General features: G+C 63.9%; 18 protein-coding genes. 5 read left to right on the forward strand and 13 right to left on the reverse strand.

Annotation, left to right across the window (positions count from 1 at the left end; genetic code table 11):
- Positions 1–58 precede the first annotated feature (58 nt).
- Positions 59–703, reverse strand: a complete 645-nt coding sequence (locus FCN77_RS18025; protein WP_137323377.1) for a TetR/AcrR family transcriptional regulator — start codon at positions 701–703, stop codon at positions 59–61.
- Between the two features lie 81 nt (positions 704–784).
- On the opposite strand from FCN77_RS18025, the gene galE reads away from it, so the two are divergent.
- The gene (gene galE / locus FCN77_RS18030) at positions 785–1,798 is read left to right on the forward strand and encodes a UDP-glucose 4-epimerase GalE (protein WP_137323378.1); all 1,014 of its coding nucleotides are present in this window, start codon (positions 785–787) and stop codon (positions 1,796–1,798) included.
- Between the two features lie 82 nt (positions 1,799–1,880).
- Here galE and FCN77_RS18035 read toward each other — a convergent pair whose 3' ends face one another.
- From FCN77_RS18035 to fdxA, 3 genes are all read right to left on the reverse strand, one after another.
- Positions 1,881–3,164, reverse strand: coding sequence for a citrate synthase (locus FCN77_RS18035; RefSeq protein ID WP_137323379.1), 1,284 nt, complete (start codon positions 3,162–3,164; stop codon positions 1,881–1,883).
- 248 nt (positions 3,165–3,412) lie between these two features.
- The gene (gene dapC, locus FCN77_RS18040) at positions 3,413–4,561 is read right to left on the reverse strand and encodes a succinyldiaminopimelate transaminase (protein WP_137323380.1); all 1,149 of its coding nucleotides are present in this window, start codon (positions 4,559–4,561) and stop codon (positions 3,413–3,415) included.
- Between the two features lie 10 nt (positions 4,562–4,571).
- Complete coding sequence (fdxA, locus tag FCN77_RS18045) at positions 4,572–4,898, reverse strand: ferredoxin (RefSeq protein ID WP_137323381.1); 327 nt, start codon at positions 4,896–4,898, stop codon at positions 4,572–4,574.
- 167 nt (positions 4,899–5,065) lie between these two features.
- Here fdxA and FCN77_RS18050 point away from each other — a divergent pair, with 167 nt between their 5' ends.
- Together FCN77_RS18050 and FCN77_RS18055 are read left to right on the forward strand one after the other, a co-directional pair.
- Positions 5,066–5,311: a hypothetical protein gene (locus FCN77_RS18050; RefSeq protein ID WP_254678614.1), complete on the forward strand. Its 246-nt coding sequence runs from the start codon at positions 5,066–5,068 to the stop codon at positions 5,309–5,311.
- A gap of 175 nt (positions 5,312–5,486) precedes the next feature.
- Positions 5,487–5,996, forward strand: coding sequence for a helix-turn-helix domain-containing protein (locus FCN77_RS18055; RefSeq protein ID WP_137323382.1), 510 nt, complete (start codon positions 5,487–5,489; stop codon positions 5,994–5,996).
- 35 nt (positions 5,997–6,031) lie between these two features.
- On the opposite strand, the gene FCN77_RS18060 is transcribed toward FCN77_RS18055, so the two are convergent.
- Complete coding sequence (locus FCN77_RS18060; RefSeq protein WP_254678615.1) at positions 6,032–6,415, reverse strand: hypothetical protein; 384 nt, start codon at positions 6,413–6,415, stop codon at positions 6,032–6,034.
- Between the two features lie 26 nt (positions 6,416–6,441).
- Positions 6,442–8,370, reverse strand: coding sequence for a translational GTPase TypA (gene typA / locus FCN77_RS18065; protein ID WP_137323383.1), 1,929 nt, complete (start codon positions 8,368–8,370; stop codon positions 6,442–6,444).
- 336 nt (positions 8,371–8,706) lie between these two features.
- Here typA and FCN77_RS18070 point away from each other — a divergent pair, with 336 nt between their 5' ends.
- Positions 8,707–9,612 carry an SGNH/GDSL hydrolase family protein gene (locus tag FCN77_RS18070; RefSeq protein WP_254678616.1) on the forward strand — a complete coding sequence of 302 codons (906 nt, stop codon included), beginning with the start codon at positions 8,707–8,709 and terminating at the stop codon, positions 9,610–9,612.
- Positions 9,613–9,753: 141 nt separating this feature from the next.
- Here FCN77_RS18070 and FCN77_RS18075 read toward each other — a convergent pair whose 3' ends face one another.
- From FCN77_RS18075 to FCN77_RS18095, 5 genes are all read right to left on the reverse strand, one after another.
- Positions 9,754–11,466 (reverse strand): ABC transporter ATP-binding protein, encoded by a 1,713-nt coding sequence (locus FCN77_RS18075; RefSeq protein WP_137323385.1) that lies wholly within the window; start codon positions 11,464–11,466, stop codon positions 9,754–9,756.
- Positions 11,467–11,477: 11 nt separating this feature from the next.
- The gene (locus tag FCN77_RS18080) at positions 11,478–12,428 is read right to left on the reverse strand and encodes an ABC transporter permease (RefSeq protein WP_137323386.1); all 951 of its coding nucleotides are present in this window, start codon (positions 12,426–12,428) and stop codon (positions 11,478–11,480) included.
- Complete coding sequence (locus tag FCN77_RS18085) at positions 12,418–13,347, reverse strand: ABC transporter permease (RefSeq protein WP_137323387.1); 930 nt, start codon at positions 13,345–13,347, stop codon at positions 12,418–12,420. The genes FCN77_RS18080 and FCN77_RS18085 overlap by 11 nt, the downstream gene beginning before the upstream one ends.
- Positions 13,348–13,479: 132 nt before the next feature.
- Positions 13,480–15,165 carry an ABC transporter substrate-binding protein gene (locus tag FCN77_RS18090; protein ID WP_137323388.1) on the reverse strand — a complete coding sequence of 562 codons (1,686 nt, stop codon included), beginning with the start codon at positions 15,163–15,165 and terminating at the stop codon, positions 13,480–13,482.
- Between the two features lie 238 nt (positions 15,166–15,403).
- Complete coding sequence (locus FCN77_RS18095; RefSeq protein ID WP_254678617.1) at positions 15,404–17,239, reverse strand: ABC transporter ATP-binding protein; 1,836 nt, start codon at positions 17,237–17,239, stop codon at positions 15,404–15,406.
- Between the two features lie 79 nt (positions 17,240–17,318).
- On the opposite strand from FCN77_RS18095, the gene FCN77_RS18100 reads away from it, so the two are divergent.
- The gene (locus FCN77_RS18100) at positions 17,319–17,948 is read left to right on the forward strand and encodes a PH domain-containing protein (protein WP_137323389.1); all 630 of its coding nucleotides are present in this window, start codon (positions 17,319–17,321) and stop codon (positions 17,946–17,948) included.
- Between the two features lie 24 nt (positions 17,949–17,972).
- Here the strand turns inward: FCN77_RS18100 and FCN77_RS18105 are convergent, their stop codons facing one another.
- Together FCN77_RS18105 and FCN77_RS18110 are read right to left on the reverse strand one after the other, a co-directional pair.
- Entirely contained in the window at positions 17,973–19,073 is a 1,101-nt protein-coding gene (locus FCN77_RS18105) for an ABC transporter permease (protein ID WP_137323390.1), read from the reverse strand.
- Positions 19,070–20,611, reverse strand: a complete 1,542-nt coding sequence (locus FCN77_RS18110) for an ABC transporter permease (RefSeq protein ID WP_137323391.1) — start codon at positions 20,609–20,611, stop codon at positions 19,070–19,072. Before FCN77_RS18110 ends, FCN77_RS18105 begins: the two co-directional genes overlap by 4 nt.
- Positions 20,612–20,680: the final 69 nt, after the last annotated feature.

Here is a 20,680-nt window from a genome sequence, read left to right on the forward strand (position 1 = left end):
CCGAATGGCCTCCCTTGGCATGTTTACTGTCTCAGTGTATTCCTGATGACTACTGACGTTAATGGCTTGCCAGCGACTGGCCAAGGCTCTCAAGATGGGACGCCAGGACGTCCCGGCACATTTCCGCGGTCATCCATTCCGGCTGAAGGAGCGCGTGCATCGTCAGTCCGTCCAGGGTGGCCAGCAGCCGCTCGGCTTCGGTCACCAGCGATTGCTGGGCCTCGCCGTCGTCGCACCCGGCCTTGCCCGGTGCGCGAAGTTCCATGACCAGCCACCCCACGGCAGCGGCCACGGCACGGTGGCTGCGGTCGGCCTCCGCTGCCAGGAACGGCCTGATCCTTGCCGCGTTCTTGAACGCCATCCACACGCAGGCATCCACGGCCCGTTCCTCGTCCAGCGGGAGGAACTGGCCCAGGAGTGTTAACACGCCGTCGCGGTGTTCCTGTGTCCCCGGCACCAGCGACTCGAGGTGCTCCCGGGACCCGGCCAGGCGTCCGGTGACCCTGTCCACCACCACCCCGAAGGAGTGGGCCAACAGATCCTCGCTGCTGGCGAAATAGTGCCGGACGGAGCCAACCGCCAGCCCGGCCTCATCCGCGACTTCGCGGAGTGAGGCACGTTCCAGCCCGTCCGCCGCGATGATCCTGAACACTGCTTCGACAACTTCCTGTCGCCGGGCTGCGGCATCGACAATTTTGGGCACCCCTATTATTTAGCACGGTTGTGCCGCCAAGGTGTGGGCAACACGGGCGGAAGCCCTATTAATTGGGATAGCGTTGAGCCCATGAGAATTCTGGTTACGGGCGGCACCGGCTATATCGGTTCGCACACAGTTCTGTCCCTGCAGGAAGCCGGCCATGAGGTAGTGGTCATCGACAACCTGGTCAATTCAAGCGAGGAGTCGCTGCGCCGCGTGGCCGAGCTCAGCGGCAAGGAAGCGGCGTTCCATAACGTTGATCTGGTGGACGAGGCCGCTGTCGATGCCGTTTTCGCCCGGGAGCGGATCGACGCGGTGATCCACTTCGCCGGCCTCAAGGCGGTGGGCGAATCAGTCCGCGGGCCGCTGAAGTACTACTACAACAACCTCGTGGGCACACTGAACCTGATCCGGGTGATGGACCGTCACGATGTCCGGTCGCTGGTGTTCAGCTCCTCAGCCACGGTGTACGGCGAGCACAACCCCATCCCGTACGTCGAGAAAATGGAGATCGGCGCCAACAACCCCTACGGGCGGACCAAGGAACAGATCGAGGACATCCTCTCGGACCTCGGCGCTGCTGACGACCGCTGGCACATCGCGCTCCTGCGCTACTTCAACCCGGTGGGCGCACACCCGTCCGGCCGGATCGGCGAAGACCCCCAGGGCATTCCCAACAACCTCGTTCCCTTCATCGCCCAGGTCGCAGTGGGCCGCCGCGACAAGCTGATGGTCTTCGGCGGCGACTACGACACGCCCGACGGCACGTGCCTGCGTGACTACATCCACGTCGTCGACCTCGCCGAGGGCCATGTTGCGGCCCTGAACCACGTGGCTGACCGCACGGGGGTGTTCCGCTGGAACCTCGGCTCCGGCAAGGGCTCGTCGGTGCTGGAGGTCCTTCACTCCTTCGAAAAGGCCGTGGGCCACGAGCTCCCCTACGAGATCACCGGCCGCCGGGCCGGAGACCTTCCCGCGTTCTGGGCTGACGCCACGTCGGCGCTGGCGGACCTGAGCTGGTCCACTACGAAGACCGTGGACCAGATGTGCGAGGACCATTGGCGCTGGCAGAAGAACAACCCGATGGGTTACGACTCCTGACGCCCCTGCATCGACGTTAAACTACGACGCCGGCCACGCACCTTGGGTGCGTGGCCGGCGTCGTGATTTGGGCGCTCTCCCGTTACACGGACGGGTAGTTGCGCTCAGGCTCTCCTGTGTAGAGCTGGCGCGGGCGGCCGATCTTGGTGTTCGGATCGCTGATCATTTCGCGCCACTGGGCAATCCAGCCGGGCAGGCGGCCGATGGCGAACAGGACGGTGAACATCTTCTCCGGGAAGCCCATGGCCTTGTAGATCAGGCCGGTGTAGAAGTCCACGTTGGGGTAGAGCTTGCGCTGGATGAAGTAATCGTCATTCAGGGCCTTCTCTTCGAGGCGCAGGGCGATCTCCAGGAGTTCGTCGTTGCCGCCGAGCTTAGTGAGGATCTCGTGCGCCGTGGCCTTGACGATTTTGGCACGCGGGTCGTAGTTCTTGTAGACGCGGTGTCCGAAGCCCATGAGGCGAACGCCGTCTTCCTTGTTCTTGACCTTCTCCATATAGTCCTCAGGCTTGGTGCCGTCGGCCTGGATCTGGCGGAGCATCTTCAGTACGGCCTCGTTGGCGCCGCCGTGGGCGGGGCCAAAGAGGGCGTTGATGCCTGCCGACACGGAGGCGAAGAGGTTGGCGTTGGACGAGCCGACCAGCCGGACCGTGGAGGTGGAGCAGTTCTGCTCGTGGTCGGCGTGCAGGATGAGGAGCAGGTCCAGCGCCTTGGCGACTACCGGGTCCACCTCGTACTGCTCGGCCGGGAGGCCGAAGCTCAGGCGCAGGAAGTTCTCCACGAGGTTGTGGGAGTTGTCCGGGTAGAGCATCGGCTGGCCGATGCTCTTCTTCAGGGCGTAGGCGGCAATGACCGGCATCTTGGCCAAGAGTCGGTAGGTGGAGACCTCCACCTGCTCGGCGTTGAACGGGTCCAGCGAGTCCTGGTAGAACGTGGAGAGCGCGGACACGGCCGAGGACAGCACCGGCATAGGGTGGGCGTCCCGCGGGAAGCCGCTGAAGAAGCCCTTGAGCTCTTCGTGCAGCAGGGTGTGGTGGCGGATCCGCTGGTCAAAGGCTTCCAGCTCGATGGCGGTCGGCAGGTTGCCGTAGATGAGCAGGTAAGAGACTTCCAGGAAGCTCGAGTGCTGGGCGAGCTGCTCGATCGGGTAGCCGCGGTAGCGCAGGATGCCGGCGTCGCCGTCGATGTAGGTGATGGCGGACGTGGTGGCCGCGGTGTTCATGAAACCGGGGTCAAAGGCAACGGCACCGGTCTGCTTCAGCAGCTTGGAAACGTCGTAGCCTTCGTTTCCTTCTACAACCTGGATGCGCGGGAGTTCGAGCTCGCCGCCGGCATGGCGCAGGGTTGCGCTGGTGGTCTCAGTCATGGAGTCTCCTCATGAGGCGTCAGGGCCTCTCTGTAGAAAGCTTGATCCAACATCTGGTGAAGCCGCCCGAGGAGCCTGCATGGACAGGGATTCCAACGGCCGGGCTACCTTCTTGTAGAAAGCCACCATTGATAGTCAGTTAAAAAGTACCGCTCCTGGCAAGGTGGCACTAATCCGGTAGTGCCAAAATGCCCAAAAAACGCCCCACTTGTGTCGCGTGTCACACCATTGTTACGGACCTGCGGCAGTTAGGGCCCGGTGGTCAGCCGCGCCACTGCCGCATCGATCCGTTCGTCCGCGGCCGTGAGCGCCACGCGAATAAACCCGTTGCCTGCATCGCCGTAGAAAACGCCGGGGCCCACCACGATGCCGATCTCGGCGAGCCTGCCCACGGTGTCCCACGTGGCTTCACCGGCAGTGCACCACAGGTACAGCCCGGCCTGCGATTCGTGAATCGTCAGCCCGAACGCCTCGAGTGCCGGCACGATCCGTTCCCGCCGGCCGCGGTACAGGTCCTTCTGGGCCTGCACGTGGGCGTCGTCGCCGAGCGCCACGCGCATGGCTTCCTGCACGGGGTACGGAACAATCATGCCGGCGTGCTTGCGGCTGTTGACCAGGTTCGCCATGATGACCGGATCCCCGGCCACGAAGGCCGCACGGTAGCCCGCCAGGTTGGACTGCTTGCTCAGCGAGTACACCGCCAGCAGGCCCTCGTGGGAACTCCCGGCCACATGCGGATCAAGGATGCTGGGAACCGGCTGACCGCCCCGCTGGACGTCCCACTCCCCCCAGCCGAGTTCTGCGTAGCATTCGTCGGAGGCCACCACGGCGCCGAGTGCTCGGGCCTGGTCGACTATCCGCTTGAGCGACTCCGTGTCGCGGACGCTTCCGGTGGGGTTGGCCGGGGAGTTGACCCAGACGAGCCGAACCCGGGCCCTCGTGTCCTCGTCCAGTTCGTCGAGGTCGTCAGCGGCGACCTGTTCGGCCCCAGCGAAGGTCGCACCAATGTCGTAGGTGGGGTACGCCACGGTAGGACGGACGACGACGTCGCCCGGTTTCAGTCCCAGCAGGAACGGCAGCCACGCCACGAGTTCCTTGGAGCCGACCGTAGGCATCACGTGCCGGGGATCAAGTCCTGGGACGCCGCGGCGACGTTCAAACCAGTCCGCGATGGCCCTGCGCAGCGCCGGAGTGCCATGCACTGTGGGGTATCCGGGCGCGTCAGCTGCCCGTTGGAGCGCTTCCTGGACCAGCGAAGGGGTGTGGTCCACGGGAGTGCCGATTGAAAGATTTACCGCTCCGCCGGGGTGCTGCGCGGCCTTGGCAAGATACGGTGCCATGGCCTCCCACGGGTAGTCGGGCAGGCTGAGGCCAAAGCTTCGTACCGCAGATGTCACGCCTGGCGCCTCAGTGATCCTGGTTCTGGAGCGGCAAGGCGGCAATCATCGGGTGGTCGGTGTGGGTGTTGCCCACCTTGGCCGCACCGCCCGGCGACCCCAGTTCGTCAAAGAACTCGACATTGGCCTTGTAGTAGTCGGCCCACTCGTCAGGGGTGTCGTCCTCGTAGTAGATCGCTTCCACGGGGCAGACAGGCTCGCAGGCGCCGCAGTCGACGCATTCGTCCGGGTGGATGTAGAGGGACCGCTCGCCCTCATAGATGCAGTCGACCGGGCACTCCTCAATACATGCCTTGTCCTTGACATCTACACACGGCTGCGCGATTACGTACGTCACGTCCCTTGCCTCTCCACGTTGGTCCGGCACCTGGCCGGTGATCATTTCCGGCCTGAGCGCCGGACTGCTGACTTCTGAGCCTATTATCTCCCAGCCTGTTCCCGCGAACCTAGCGGCGCGTCATACAAGCCTGACGTCATACAAGCTCAGCGTCCTACTATGAAGTGGTGAGTTCGCAGATCCCCGCTCCCCGGCAGTTCCTTGCAGGCGCCTCCCTGGGCACCAGGGTGGTGGTGCGTTACAGGATATCGGATGGCCTCACGGATGCGCTGGGCGACCTCGTGGGGATGAGCGACGCCGAATGCACTGTCCGCACCCGGCGGTCCGACGTCGTCATCCCGCTGGACCTCGTGGTGGCAGCCAAACCGGTTCCGCCGGCGCCGCCGCGCCGGAACCCGCGCCCCGCTCCCTAAAAGCCCGCTCCCTAGCCGCCCGCTGCCAGGGCCAGCAGGGGCAGGAGCGTGAACACCAGGGTCCCGGAGGAGTTTGTGCCGGCGGTACACATCACGATGCGGCTGGGCGGTCACGGCGTCGGCCTCGCAGGAGTGATTGGCATGTGCCAATCACTTGTTGGTTACACTTTCCCTTATGGATCGGCCAGCGGAGGACGCGGATGCAGATGTTGTGGCCAAAGGCCGCGCCCTTAGCTCTCCGCTGCGGCTGCGGATCCTGCGGTTATGCTTGCACCAGTCCCGGACCAATAAGGAAATCGCGGAGCTACTCGACCTCAATCCGGCCTCGAGCCTGCACCACGTCAGGACGCTCGTGCGGACCGGGTTCCTGGTGGCGGAGCAGCGGCGCAAAGGCAACCGGGGCGCCGTCGAAGTCCCCTACATCGCGAGCCGCAAGTCCTGGCACACGCCCGTCGACAACGTGGCACCCGTGCTGATAGAGACGTTCCTGCAGGAGACCAGGGATCTTCCGCCGGAGGATATCGAGGTCTGGCGGCTCGGCGTCAAATTCAATGCTGCCCGCCGGGACGAAATGCTCGGGAAGCTTCGGGCCGTCATCGAGGAGTACATCGCGCTCCCGGCGGACGACGACGGCGAGGCCACCTCGCTGATGATCGCGCACCACCGGGACCCAACAGCGGGATGACGCGGAACGGATGGCCCCGTCCGCCTGACGCGATGTCAGGACGGCGGCTGCCGCGGCCGGTAGCGCCGGCACCAGGCGAGCATCAGGAGCGTTGCCCCGGCGATGCCGTAAACCCAAAGAGTCCCCGGCAGGTCACCCGAAATGAGGCGTTTGCCCGGCTCCAGTGCCGACAACCAGCCGGCCAGGACATAGCAGAGCACCCCGCACACCGCCGTCGGGATCGCCGACCGGAAGGCGGCCCCGAGCAACAGTTGGACCGAGGCGAGGAGAACCAGCGCCGCCACGGCACCCCACGGGAGGACGACGCCGGACACCATCAACTGCTGGCGGTGCAGTGCGGTACCTGCCGTGGCAGCAAAAAGAGCTGCCGGCACGGCGGCGGCAATGCCGCCTGCCATGCCGGCAGCTCTATTGTTCACGAGGGTGATGATCCGGACGTGCGGGATCAGACCTTGGCGCGGGCGCGGTTGGACTTGGCACGCTCGTTGGTGTCCAGGATGAGCTTCCGGATGCGGATGGACTCCGGGGTAACCTCAACGCACTCGTCTTCGCGGGCGAATTCAAGGGACTCTTCGAGGGTCAGGTCGCGCGGCGGCGTCAGGTTCTCGAAGGTGTCCGAGGAAGCGGCACGCATGTTGGTGAGCTTCTTTTCCTTGGTGATGTTCACGTCCATGTCGTCGGCGCGGGAGTTCTCGCCAACGATCATGCCCTCGTAGACCTCGGAGGTGGGCTTGACGAAGAAGGAGCCACGTTCCTGCAGGTTGATCATGGCGAACGGCGTCACAACACCGGCGCGGTCGGCGATCATTGAACCGTTGGTGCGGTACTCGATCGGGCCGGCCCACGGCTCGTAGCCTTCGGAGATCGAGGCCGCGATGCCGGCGCCGCGGGTGTCCGTGAGGAACTTGGTGCGGAAGCCGATCAGGCCACGGGCCGGAACGATGAATTCCATGCGGCACCAGCCGGTGCCGTGGTTGGCCATGTTGGTCATGCGGCCCTTGCGGGCAGCCATGAGCTGGGTGACGGCGCCGAGGTACTCTTCGGGCACGTCGATGGTCATGTGCTCCATGGGCTCGTGGATCTTGCCGTCGATGGTCTTGGTGACCACCTGCGGCTTGCCGACGGTCAGTTCGAAGCCTTCGCGGCGCATCTGCTCAACCAGGATGGCAAGGGCGAGCTCGCCACGGCCCTGGACTTCCCAGGCGTCGGGACGCTCGGTGGGCAGAACCTTGATGGAGACGTTACCGATCAGTTCCTTGTCCAGGCGGTCCTTCACCTGGCGGGCCGTAACCTTGGCGCCCTTGACCTTGCCGGCCAGCGGGGAGGTGTTGATACCGATGGTCATGGAGATCGCGGGATCGTCCACGGTGATCAGCGGCAGCGGCTGCGGGTTCTCGGCGTCAGTCAGGGTCTCACCGATGGTGATCTCTTCGATGCCGGCGACAGCGACGATCTCGCCCGGGCCCGCGGACTCGGTCGGAACGCGGTCAAGTGCCTTGGTGGCCAGGAGTTCGGTGATCTTGACGTTCTTCAGTTCGCCGTTGGCACGTGCCCATGCGACGGTCTGGCCTTTGCGCAGGGTGCCGTTGTAGATGCGGAGCAGAGCCAGGCGGCCCAGGAACGGCGAGGCGTCAAGGTTGGTGACGTGCGCCTGCAGGACGCCGTTCGGGTTGTACGTCGGTGCGGGGATGTGCTCGATGATGGTCTTGAACAGCGGCTCGAGGTCCTCGTTTTCCGGAGCCGTGCCGTCGGCCGGCTGCTCGAGGGAGGCGCGGCCAACCTTGGCGGCTGCGTAGACGACAGGAACTTCGAGGATCTTGTCCAGGTCCAGGTCCGGAACTTCGTCCGCGAGGTCCGAAGCCAGGCCCAGGAGCAGGTCCATGGACTCGTGGACAACTTCGTCGATCCGCGCGTCGGGGCGGTCGGTCTTGTTGACCAGCAGGATGACCGGCAGGTGCGCGGCCAGGGCCTTGCGCAGCACGAAGCGGGTCTGGGGCAGCGGGCCCTCGGAAGCATCAACGAGGAGCACCACGCCGTCAACCATGGACAGGCCGCGCTCAACCTCGCCGCCGAAGTCAGCGTGGCCCGGGGTGTCAATCACGTTGATGGTGATGGTCTCGCCCTTGGAGGACGGTCCGTTGTAGGCCACGGTGGTGTTCTTGGCCAGGATGGTGATGCCCTTTTCGCGCTCAAGGTCACCGGAGTCCATGACGCGGTCTTCGAGGTGGTTGTGCTCGGCAAAGGAGTTGGTCTGCTTGAGCATGGCGTCGACCAGGGTGGTCTTGCCGTGGTCAACGTGGGCCACGATCGCGACGTTGCGCAGGTCACTGCGCGATGCAGTGGCTACCGCGGTGTTGGTGGTGGTTTCAGACATGCGTTATTGCTCGATTCAGTGGTGAAGTCAGCTGTGGTATCGCGACATTTCCAACCGGAACGCACGACGGAAGAGACCCTTTGACACAGGGCACCTACCTCTAGTCTAAGCGCTAGGTCATTTATTGGCCTAAAAACCCGAAACCAGCCGCCCCCAACCCCTATAACGGCGCCGTTCCGGCCCCTGTTACCGGATCGTCACCGCGCCACGGTGAACAGTCGGTAAAATCGCTGGATTTTCCTAACCCTATGCCCCATCATTACGGTGATAACAGCAAGCAAAGCCCGGAGACCATAGATGCGAAACGCCTCGGCTCTGACCCGCTTGGTCGCACCTATGATCGCCATCGGCGTTCTGATGGCCGGCTGCGGTCAGGCACCAAACACAACAGCTGCCGCCCGGGATTCGACCGCGCCCGCAGCAAGCACGGCGGCCGCACAACCGGCTGCCCAGGCGTCAGGTCAGGCCACTCCCCGCAAATCGGGTGCCGCACCTGCCGCAGCGGCGCCGGGCGAACCGGTGGCGGCCGGCTCCGGAGCGAAATCGCAGCTGGTCCCGGCGCTGGATCCGAGCACCATGATTCCCGGGTCTGTTTACAAGAACCCGGCGAACGGCCGCAACGAGGTCATCGTGGCCAACATCAGGCGGACCGCCGTGCTGATCGGCGACTCCCAGTCTGAACCTGAGCTGGGCTGGCCCCGCCAGGGGCTGGCCGCGATGGGCTACAACGTCTTCTTCTGCGGCCGCGGCGGTACCGGATTTGTGGCCGCGAACGGCAAGACCGGAAACTACATCGATGCCCTGCAGCGCGGTGACTGGCAGCTCCCGTACGGTTCCCCTGCGCTGGTGGTCATCGAGGGCGGCGGAAACGACGCAGCCCGCGGAGCGACGGACGCCCAGATCGTGGTCAATGCCGAGCGGCTGATCTCATCGCTCAAGCAGCGTTACGCTGGCGCCAAGTTCGCCATGATCGGCACGCTGGCCCGCGGCATCAATTACGGCGGCGGCCGCCGGTCCCAGGTTGATGCCCTGCTGGGTACGGTGGCGGCCAAGCACGCCATCCCGTTTGTCAGCGTCGGCGACTGGCTGACCAAATACAACCTGGCCAAAGAGCTGGCGGACGGCGTTCACATGAACAACACCGGCCACAAGGCCCTGGGTGCGCTCCTGGCAACCCGGCTGAAGGAGCTGGGACTCGAGGCCCCTCCTGAACAGGTCACCTCGGCCTTGCCCATCAACTGAACCGGGTCACCGAACGCGGGGCAACTCGATGCGCCAACTGGATTCAGCCTGACCGTGTGCCGGGCAGTGTACAAAGTACAAAAAGGAGCCGGTATCCAAGCCCTTGGGCTTGGATACCGGCTCCTTTGCTATGCGGATGCCTCAGGCAACTTCGGGCGGCAGCATCAGCCGCGCTCCCGGGATGGCGTTAAGCAGTGCCTTCGTGTACTCCTGCTGCGGCGAGTCGAAGACGTCGTCCGTCGACCCGGTCTCCACTAGCTTGCCCTGCTCCATGACACACACGTGGTCCGCGATCTGACGGACCACGGCGAGGTCATGGGTGATAAACAAGTAGGTCAGGCCCAGCCGGGACTGCAGCTCAGCGAGCAGGTTCAGCACCTGCGCCTGCACCAGCACGTCCAAAGCCGAGACAGCTTCATCACAGATGATCACTTCCGGGTCGAGGGCCAGTGCCCGCGCAATGGCGACGCGCTGCCGCTGGCCGCCCGAGAGCTCGTTCGGGTACCGCTGCATGGTGGACTGCGGCAGGGCAACCTGGTCCAACAGTTCGCGGACCTTCTTCTCGCGGCTGGCCTTGTCCCCGATCCTGTGGGTCCGCAGCGGTTCCTCGATGGTCCGGAAGATGTTGTACATCGGGTCCAGGGAGCCATACGGATCCTGGAAGATCGGCTGCACGCGCCGGCGGAACGCGAAGATCTCCTTGTTGTTGAGCGTGGACGTGTCCACGCCGTCGAACACGATCCTGCCTGACGTGGGCTGCAGCAGGTTCAGCACCATCTGCGCGACGGTGGACTTGCCGGAACCAGACTCCCCGACAATCGCCGTCGTGGTGCCCCGCTTGACGCTGAAGGAAACGTCGTCCACCGCGGTGAAGTCGGTCGATTTCCCGAAGCCGAAACGCAGCTTGAAGACCTTTTTCAGGTTCTGGATCTGCAGCACGTCTTCAGTCATGGTCGGCTCGACGACGGCCTCGCCGGGAGCGAGCAGTTCGTCCGACTCGAGACCGAGTTCCTTGGCCACCTGGATGCGCCGGGAAGCAAGGGACGGTGCCGAGGCCACGAGCCGCCGCGTGTACGGGTGCTGCGGGTTCTGCAGCAGTTCCAGCGACGGACCGGCTTCCACCACGTTGCCCCGGTACATCACCACCACCTTGTCGGCGCGTTCGGCTGCGAGGCCCAGGTCGTGGGTGATGAGGAGCACGGACGTGCCCAGCTCCGAGGTCATCGTTTCGAGGTGGTCGAGGATCTGGCGCTGGACCGTCACGTCGAGCGCGGACGTGGGCTCGTCGGCGATGAGCAGCCGCGGCCGGCAGGACAGGCCGATGGCGATCAGCGCGCGCTGGCGCATGCCGCCGGAGAACTCGTGCGGGTACTGCTTCGCCCGCCGTTCGGCGTCGGGAAGGCCCGCCTGGGCGAGAACCTTCGCAACGTCTGCCGGTCCGCTCGGACGGCCGTTGGCCCGCAGCGTTTCCTTGACCTGGTAGCCGATCTTCCAGACCGGGTTCAGGTTGGACATCGGGTCCTGCGGGACCATGCCGATGGTGTTGCCGCGCAGCTCGATCATGCGCTTTTCGGAGGCATGGGAAATGTCCTCGCCGTCGAGCAGGATCTGCCCGCCGGAAACCCGGCCGTTGCCGGGCAGCAGCCCGATGGCGGCCAGCGCCGTCGTCGATTTTCCGGAGCCCGACTCCCCCACAATTGCGACCGTTTCACCCGGCATGATGGTCAGGTGGGCATTCCGGACGGCCTGGACTTCGCCGGACCCGGTTTTGAAGGAAATCGCCAGGTCGCGGATTTCCAGGAGCGGTTTATCCGTGAGGCCGGCCTCACTGATTCTGACATCGGACGTTGTCATGATTGCCTCGTTCATCGTTGACGGCTCTTCGGGTCGAGGGCGTCGCGCAGGGCGTCGCCGAGCATGATAAAGCTCAGGACGGTGACGGACAGCGCCATTGCCGGGTAGAGCAGGATCGCCGGGTTGGTGCGGACAGAGGACTTGGCGGCCGCGATGTCGTTGCCCCAGGACATGATGCTGCCGGGAAGCCCGATGCCGATGAAGGACAGCGTGGCTTCCGCGACGATGAAGACGCCGAGCTCCATGGTGGCCAGGACAATGATCGGCGCGAGGGCGTTCGGCAGCACGTGCCTGACGAGTGAGCCCAGGCGGGAAACGCCGAGCGAACGCGCAGCGGTCACGAAGTCGGCGTTGCGCACTTCGATCACGGCTCCGCGCGTAATGCGGGCCATCTGCGGCCAGCCCAGGACCACCAGGACCATGACCACAGTCCACACGCCCCGGTTTTCACGCATGAACGGAAGCTGCGAGACAACCAGCGCGCCCAAAATAAGCGGCAGGGCGAAGAAGATGTCGCCGAGACGGGCGATGACAGCGTCGATCCAGCCCCCGTAGAACCCGGCGAGGGCGCCGAGGGTGACCCCGATGATGAGGACGAACAGCACCGAGAAGACGCCCACCATCAGCGATGCCTGGGTGCCGTGGATGATGCGGGAGTACACGTCACAGCCCTGGAAGGTGAAGCCGAGGGGATGCCCGGATGCCGGAGCGCCGTCGGAATTCGCCAGCTGGCAGTTGTCGTTGGGCGCCACTTGGGTGAACAGTCCCGGAAAGATCGCCACAATGATGATCAGGGCGATCATCATTGTGGCGATGATGAACAGCGGACGACGGCGGAGCTTGCGCCAGGCATCTGCCCAGAGGCTCAGCGGCGCCTGGTCTGTTTTGAGCGAGTCTGTTGCGAGCAGAGGGGTCTCCTCCACGGGGGCAACAAAGTGCTCGATTACGCGATTAGTTTTCATAACGGATCCTCGGATCAAGCCAGGCGTACAGCAAATCGACCAACAGGTTGGCAATGACGAAGACAAGCACCAGGACGCTGACAATCGCGACGACAGTGGGGCCCTCGCTGCGGATGACGGCCTGGAACAGCTTCTGGCCGACGCCCGGGACGTTAAAGATGCTCTCCGTGACGATAGCGCCGCCCATCAGGCCACCGAGGCTGGCGCCCAGGTACGTGATGACCGGAATCATTGAATTGCGCAGGATATGGGTCACCACAACGCGGGGCCGTGACAGGCCTTTCGCGGTGGCGGTGCGCACATAGTCGGCGTTCATGTTTTCGATGACCGATGCGCGCGTGAGCCGCAGGACGTAAGCGAAGGACACCAGTCCCAGCACGGTGGCCGGCAGGATCAGGTTGCCCCAGTCCGCGCTGGCCCCCACGGTGGGTTTGGCCCAGCCGAGCTGCACACCGACCAGCAACTGCAGGACGAAGCCGAGTACAAACGTGGGGATGGCGATGACCACCAGGGACGCGATAAGCACCGTGGCATCGAAGATCCGGCCCTTGCGGAGCCCGGCGATGAGGCCGAATGTCACGCCAAAGACAGTCTGGATGATGAGGGCTTCGACGGCCAGCATGACGGTGACCGGGAAAATCCGGCCCAGGGACGCCGCAATCGGCTGGCCGGTGAAATCGACTCCGAGGTTGAAGGTGAACAGGTTCTTGAGGAAGAGCCCGTACTGCACCCAGAACGGCTGGTCGAGGTTGTACTGCTGGCGGAGCTGCGCGATGACGGCTTCGCTGGGGGGACGGTCGCCGAACAGCGCCCGGATTGGGTCACCCGGGAGGGCGAAAACCATGAAGTAGACGAGCAGGGTGGTTCCGATGAACACCGGAATGATCTGCAGCAGGCGCCGGAGGATGTACTGGATCACAGCAACGTCTCCTGAGCGTTTGTGGGGCTAAGGGGTTCATATAGACAGCTTTCGTGCCGATTCCAAGGCTATGGGGGCCCGGCTTTGTGGCCGAACCCCCATTAGCTTTTTGACGTGGATTTGTTCCGAGGACTACTTGGCGGTGATGGCCCAGTACTGCAGAACACCGTTCCAGCCAGAGTCAACGTTGCTGACGTTCTGGCTCCAGACGGCCTGGCGTGCGGAGTACCACAGCGGCAGGTTCGGGAGTTCCTGGAAGAGGATCTCCTGGGCCTGGGTGAACTTCTTGTTGGCGTCGTCCGTGGACTTGGCGCCCAGGCCTTCGGTGAGGAGCTTGTCGAACTCAGGGTTCGTGTATCCCTCGTAGTTGGCGCTGGCGCCGGACTTCAGGAGCGGGCCCAGGAAGTTGTACAGCGACGGGTAGTCGGCTTGCCAGCCTGCACGGGTCAGGCCCGGCAGGTTCTTGGCGGTGCGCAGCTTCAGGATTTCAGCGAACTTGGCGAACGGCTGGCCTTCGGCCTTGATTCCCAGGTTGTTCTTGAAGTTGTTGGCAACGGCGTCGATCCATTCCTTGTTGCCGCCGTCAGTGTTGTAGGCAAGCTGCAGGGTCTTGCCAGCGGGCCACGGGCTGATGGCGTCAGCTTTGGTCCACAGTTCCTTGGCCTTGGCGGCGTCGAACTTGAGGACGTCGGAGCCGGCAACATTGTCGTTGTAGCCGTCAACGGCCGGGGACGTGAAGTCCTTGGCAGGGATGCGCGTGCCGGAGAAGATGACCTTGGTGATCTCTTCGCGGTTGATGGCCATGGAGAGGGCCTGGCGGCGGAGCTTGCCTGCTTCGCCCTGGAACTCGGGCATGTAGCCCGGGATGTTCAGGGTGGAGTTGCCTGCGTACGGCTTGTTGAGGTGGTTCTCAGGGAAGTCCGTGGTGTAGGTCTTGAGGGCGTCGGTCGGCAGAACGTCCGTGACGTCGAGGTTGTTTGCCTGGATGTCGGTGTAGGCCGGAGCCGGATCAGTGTAGAACTTGAAGGTCACGCCGCCGTTCTTGGCAGTGCGCGGGCCCTCGTAGTCGGCGTTCTTGACCAGTTCGATCTGGCTGTCGTGCTGCCAGGAGCCTTCCTTGACCATCTTGTACGGACCGTTGCCGATCGGGTTCTCGCCGAACTTCTTCGGGTCCTTGATGGCGTCCGCGGGCAGTGGCATGAAGGCCGAGTAGCCGAGGCGCAGCGGCCAGTCGGCTTCAGGCTGTGCCAGCTTGACGGTGATGGTGGAATCGTCCTTGAGTACCAGGCCTGAGAGAGTCTGCGCGGTGGGGGCCGGAACGTCGGTGTCCTTGCCGTCCGCGCCCTTCTCGGTCTTGGTGGCACTGACGGCGTCGTAGCCCTCGATGGATTCGAAGAAGCTGCTGTTGTTCTGAGCGTTGGTGCTCAGCGCGGCGAAGTTCCAGGCATCAACGAAGCTCTTGGCCGTTACGGCCTCGCCGTTGGTGAACTTGCTGCCTGACTTCACCTTGATGGTGTAGTTCTGGCCGTCCGGGGATTCGATGGATTCAGCCAGCGCGTTGACCGACTTGCCGCTGGGGTCGTAGCTGCGCAGGCCCTCGAACAGGAGCTCAACCACGCGGCCACCGTAAACTTCGCTGGTGTCGGCGGGCATCAGGGGGTGCTGCGGTTCATTGCTGTACGCGGTGATGACCTTGTTGGGGTCGCCGGCAGCCTGGCTGGCACCGTCCGCAGCGCCGCCTCCGGCGCCGCATCCGGTCAGGGCAAGGGCTGCGATGGCAACCATGCCCAGTGCTTTGGAAGTGCGCGAAAAACGCATTCCGCCTCCTATGAGTTGTGGGAGTTGAGTAAAGAAAATCGTGTTTTCCCCGCAGGCCCAGGCACAGAGGTGTCCTGTGACGTGGCATACATAAGTGAGTAGCCTAACCCCAACATGTCCAGATAATGGAACTCTGTTGCCAAACTGTGACCGGGTCACAATTTGACCATTGGAGTCAACTCCTGAGCATTTCAAGTCACATGTTACTCACTGGTATGCTTCCCAGGTGTGACGGAGGCTACTCCACTCCTGTTGCCAGCAACTGGGCCCGGAGCTCCCTGCGCTCACGTTGTTTTTCGGGGTCCGGAAGGGGCACCGCCGCCAGCAGCCGCTGAGTGTAGGCTTCCTGCGGATTGCGCAGGATCTGGTCGCGCGTGCCCTGTTCAACGATCCTTCCCCGCTGCATCACGCAGATGCGGTCGGCCAGAACGTCAACCACTGCCAGGTCGTGTGTCACGAACAGGCAAGCGAACCCGAGATCCTTCTGGAGGTTCTGGAACAGTTCAAGGACTTTGGCCTGGACGGACACGTCCAGGGCCGACGTCGGCTCGTCCGCGACCATCAGCTTTGGCTTCAGGGACAGTGCCCGTGCGATGCCCACCCGTTGTTTTTGTCCGCCGGACAGTTCATGCGGGTACCGGTTGCGGTAGCTCCTGGGCAGCTCAACCTGGTCCAGGAGGGCTTCGATCCGCTTCTGCAGCGCGCTGCCCTTGGCCTCTCCGGCAAGGAACATGGGTTCACCGATGCTCTCGCCGATCGGCAGGCGTGGATTCAACGATGACGAGGGGTCCTGGAATACCATCCCGATGTGGCGCCGGACCTGGTGCAGCTGCTTTCCGTTCCTCTTGGCGGCGGAAATATCCTGGCCAACCACCCGCATTGTGCCCGCCGCGACAGGAAGCAGACCCACGGCGGCACGGCCGATCGTGGTCTTGCCCGACCCGGATTCACCCACAAGTCCCACCACCTGGCCAGGGTAGATGACGAGGTTGGCGCCTTCGACGGCCCTGAAGGCCGGTACACGGCCTTGTTTGGGGTATTCGATGGCAACATCCGTCAGTTCAAGGACCGGATCACCCTGCGGCCGTCCAGCCGCAGCGGCTTCCAGCGCAGCAGCGTTCTCGCGCTCCCGGCGCACCAGTTCGTCATGGTCCACGGACTCAAGCTCAGAGTGGGTGGCCGCCGCCAAGGCGGCAGTGACATCCACTTCGGCACCTTGGTCCGCGCCGCCCTGGCCAAGGTGCGGAACCGCGGCCAGCAGGGCCTGGGTGTATTCGTGGCGCGGGTTGCGGAACACCTGCTCCGCGGTTCCTGTCTCGACGATCAGGCCCCTGCGCATGACGGCAATCCGGTCCGCCAGGTCCGCCACCACACCCATGTCGTGGGTGATCAGCACAATGGCGCTGTCGAGCTTGTTCCGCAGGTTGCGCATCAGGTCCAGAATCTCGGCCTGGACGGTCACGTCCAGGGCGGTGGTGGGCTCGTCGGCAATCAGCAGTTTGGGGTCGCAGGACAGCGACTGGGCGATCATGGCCCTCTGCCGCTGCCCGCCGGACAACTGGTGGGGGTAGGACTTGAAGGCCTTCTCGGGATCCGGCAGCTCGACCAGCTCCAGCATCCTGAGGGCCCGCTCCTTCGCCTCGTCCGGGGACACTTCGTTGTGCAGCCGGACAGTCTCGACGATCTGCGCTCCCACCGTGTAGACGGGGTTGAGCGCCGTCATGGGCTCCTGGAAGATCACTGCCACGTCCTTGCCGCGGACCTCCCGGATATTGGCTGCGTTTGCGCCGAGGAGCTCCTTTCCGGACAGGCGCACGCTGCCGGAGACCCGGCTGTTGCTGGGCAGGAGGCCGAGCAGGGCCATGGAACTGGCGCTCTTTCCTGAGCCGGACTCCCCCACAATGGCAAGGACTTCTCCTGCCCTGACCTCGTAGTTCAGGCCGATTGCTGCCGGCACCCATTTCTTGTCGACGCCGAAATCGACGCTGAGATCGCGGACCTCCAGGACTACCGCCCCCTTGGCAGGCTCCTGAGCCGGGACGGCCTCCGTGTTGGGAGTGATGTTGTCAGTCATGACGGGGGTTCCCTTCCACCCAGGCCACTGCCGCACCGGTGATTAGTGCTGTGGCTTGGAATCCTGAATTATTAGGGGCATGAGCAGTGTGCCGCACGCCGGAAATGTTGAAGTATTCAAAGCCCGAACGAACAAGTGGTTCGCCTGGCTTTCCTGGCTGGTGGCCGGCCTTGGCCTTGCCGTCACTGCGGCGGCGGGAGGGCCGGGAGCACTGCTTGGTGCGGGCCCGCTGCTGTCGATCGGTTTTTTGGGCTGGCTGCTTTTTTGGATGCCCGCGGTGGTAGTTCACGACGGCGGCACCACCTTGGAAAACCCGTTCCGTTCCATCGAGGTCCCGTGGGCGGCCTTGGTGAACGTCGACACCCGTTACGCGCTGACCCTGATTACTCCGATGCGGAGCTATGCCTCGTGGGCCGCTCCGGCGCCCGGTATCTGGGGCGGCCGCAATGCGCGGCCGGAGGACCTCAAAGGCCTCCCTGCGGCAAGCTATGGACCTGCTAAGTCCGTGCGCCCCGGCGACCTGAAAGGCACCGATTCCGGCCAGGCCGCCCGGCTGGTTCGCGGCCGTTGGGAAGAGCTGATCGAGTCGGGCTCCCTGGATGCGGGGAATGCGGACACAACCAACGTGAGGGTGACACTTCGTTGGACGGCAATCGTCACCACAGCGGTCCTTCTGGCCGCCAGCTATTGGGGCGTCACACTCCCCTAGGGCGCATGCCCGGAACGACCGCATTCAGTCGCCCGCAGACCCGTCGGCCGCCACAGCGGGAGCCTTCTGCGCCTCCGCAGCAGGCTTCACATCTTTGGCTTTCTTTGCATTGAATTTCTTCTGCCGTGGATCAAACGCGTCCCGCAGGCCATCGCCGATGAAGTTGATGCTGAGGCAGATCAGGACAATGAAGAGCCCCGGAAACCAGAACAGCCACGGGCGGGTGGCGAACGCCTCCTGGTTTTGCGAGATAAGCAGGCCCAGTGACGTGTCCGGGGACTTCACGCCGACGCCGAGGTAGCTCAGGGCGGTTTCCAACAGAATGGCCGCTGACATTGTCAGCGTGACATTGACGATCAGGACGCCGATGGCATTGGGCAGGATGTGCTTGAAGATGATCCTGGCGTTGCTGGCGCCCGAGATGCGTGCCGCATCAACAAACTCGCGTTCCCGCAGCGTCAGGAACTCTCCGCGCATCAGGCGCGCGAGGCCGACCCAGCTGACCAAGCCAAGGAAGATGCCAAGGATCAGGATGCCGTTTGTGGACGCGAAGCCCGAAAACCAGCCGCCCTGGTCCCTGCGGTTGACGGACTGCGCCACGACGGCGGCCAGCAGCAGCACGGGGATGATGATGATGACGTCGGTGATGCGCATCAGCACGGCTTCCACCCAGCCCCGGAAGTACCCGGAAAGGCCGCCCACCACGGTTCCCAGCAGTCCTGCAATGGTCCCGATCAGGATCATGATGATGATGGATTGCTGAGCTCCGCGCATGGTCATGGCGAAGAGGTCGCGGCCGATCCGGTCCTGGCCGAACGGGTGTTCGCCCCAGGCCGGCGGCCAGAGCGACGCCGTCGGAACGCCGTCGTTGACGAGCGGTGAGACATCAAGGTGGTTGTATTTCCACCAGCCCGGAATCCCCGCCCAGCCCACCGAGGTGAAGGCCATGATGAAGATGATGGCAAAAATGGCCAGTCCGGCGATGGCGCCGCCGTGGCCGAGGAACCGCTTGCGGACAATCTGCCCCTGGCTGAGCCCCTTTGCTTCGGGTTCGAATGCCGCTCCCGGCGGTCCGGGGTGTGAGTGTTCGGCGAGGAATTCTTCCTGCTGTGTTGGCTGGCTCATGCCTTAATCCTTACGCGGGGATCGAGTGCGGAGTACGCAAGGTCTGCTATCAGGTTGAACACCATCGCGGTGACTGCAACGCAGACGAAGACGCCCATCACGGGGTTCGGATCGATGTGCACGATGCCATCCAGGAAAAGGAACCCCATGCCCCGGACGGAAAACACGGTCTCTGTAATGACGGCGCCACCGATGAGGGCCCCGATATCAAAGGCAACGATTGTCGCAATGGGGATCAGCGCGTTGCGGAACGCGTGGCCCATCACCACGGACCTTTCAGAGAGCCCCTTCGCGCGCGCGGTCCTGATGTAGTCCATATTCATGATTTCCAGCATGGAGGACCGCGTAAAGCGGGTGTAGCTCGCCAGCGAAACCAGGATCAGCGCCGAAGTCGGCAGGATCAGGTGCGTAAACGTGTCCAGCGTCAGGATCCAGAAATCGCCCTGGATGTTCGGGGTGCCGGCGCCGATGGTGGCGATGGGCCGGCCCCTGACCCTGCTGTTGCTGAAGTAGCTGGGCCACGCCTGCATGAAGCGGTCCAACATGATGAGTCCGCCCATCAGGAAGGCGGTAACACCGGCGGCCCGCATCGACTGGCCGCGGTCGTAACCGCCCGTCAGGTAGCCGGTGCCCACTCCGACGCCGATTGTGGCGAGCCCCAGTAACACGATCATCAAGGCAGTCGCCTGGTTAAGCAGCGGCTGTACAGCGAAGTAGGCAACCACTCCGAGGCCCACCACGATGAGGGATGCCTGCAGTGCTTTTCGGTTCTTGAGCCCGGAGACCAGGAGCGTCACTGCGAAGGCGAGCCCGACTCCGGCAATGGCAAGGACCACGGGGCCAAGGCCGGGGTTGCGGAACCACTGGACGAGCGAGAGGTAGATGAGGATGAGACTGACCGCGAGGAAGGCGATGCCGCCGGAAACCAGCCGGCGGCGGGCCACTCCACCTACCGCGACGGCCACAATCAGGCCAACGACAGCACCTATCCCCAGTGCCGCTGGCAGCGGGATTTCGGGGTTTCGGAGGAAGTCGTTGAAGCCGATGGCGCCGTATTCCTTTAGCAGCACCGCCACCCAGAAGATGGGCAGGGAGAAGAACAGGAACGCCATGAAGGTAACGCCGTAGTCCAGTGCGCTGTACTGCCGAAGCGCGGTGATGATGCCAAGGGCAATGCCGATGAGAATCGCCAGCACCGTGGCTCCGGTGACGAGGGTGAGTGTCTGGACCAGGGCGAATCCGAGGGCTTCAGTGATGGGCTGGCCAGCGATGTTCTTGCCCAGGTCGCACGATGTGCCGAAGGGCACCAGGCACTGGGCTGCTCCGCCCAGCCATTTGAAGTACCGGAGCGGGGCCGGTGTGTCCAGGTCCAGGAGCGTGCTCCGGGCGTCCATGAGTTGCTGTTTGTTCGGGGCGCTGCTGGCGCGGAATTCTTCTAGCGGATCCCCCGACGACGCTGTCAGGAGGTACACGAGGAACGATGCCCCGAGAAGTATCAGTGCGGCCGTTATAAGCCGCCGGACGATATACGTCACCATGGTGGAAAGCCTCGATATCCGGGCCGGAATCGCACCGGACCCATCGCAGAATCAGGCCGGCTTCCCGAG

The sequence above is a fragment of the Arthrobacter sp. 24S4-2 genome (assembly GCF_005280255.1).
Classification (GTDB): Bacteria; Actinomycetota; Actinomycetes; order Actinomycetales; family Micrococcaceae; genus Arthrobacter.

Coding starts and splice junctions, on each gene's coding strand:
- galE (WP_137323378.1), top strand. CDS start 785: ATGAGAATTCTGGTTACGGGCGGCACCGGCTATATCGGTTCGCACACA.
- FCN77_RS18035 (WP_137323379.1), bottom strand. CDS start 3,164: ATGACTGAGACCACCAGCGCAACCCTGCGCCATGCCGGCGGCGAGCTC.
- FCN77_RS18055 (WP_137323382.1), top strand. CDS start 5,487: ATGGATCGGCCAGCGGAGGACGCGGATGCAGATGTTGTGGCCAAAGGC.
- typA (WP_137323383.1), bottom strand. CDS start 8,370: ATGTCTGAAACCACCACCAACACCGCGGTAGCCACTGCATCGCGCAGT.
- FCN77_RS18070 (WP_254678616.1), top strand. CDS start 8,707: ATGATCGCCATCGGCGTTCTGATGGCCGGCTGCGGTCAGGCACCAAAC.
- FCN77_RS18075 (WP_137323385.1), bottom strand. CDS start 11,466: ATGACAACGTCCGATGTCAGAATCAGTGAGGCCGGCCTCACGGATAAA.
- FCN77_RS18080 (WP_137323386.1), bottom strand. CDS start 12,428: ATGAAAACTAATCGCGTAATCGAGCACTTTGTTGCCCCCGTGGAGGAG.
- FCN77_RS18090 (WP_137323388.1), bottom strand. CDS start 15,165: ATGCGTTTTTCGCGCACTTCCAAAGCACTGGGCATGGTTGCCATCGCA.
- FCN77_RS18095 (WP_254678617.1), bottom strand. CDS start 17,239: ATGACTGACAACATCACTCCCAACACGGAGGCCGTCCCGGCTCAGGAG.
- FCN77_RS18100 (WP_137323389.1), top strand. CDS start 17,319: ATGAGCAGTGTGCCGCACGCCGGAAATGTTGAAGTATTCAAAGCCCGA.
- FCN77_RS18105 (WP_137323390.1), bottom strand. CDS start 19,073: ATGAGCCAGCCAACACAGCAGGAAGAATTCCTCGCCGAACACTCACAC.
- FCN77_RS18110 (WP_137323391.1), bottom strand. CDS start 20,611: ATGGTGACGTATATCGTCCGGCGGCTTATAACGGCCGCACTGATACTT.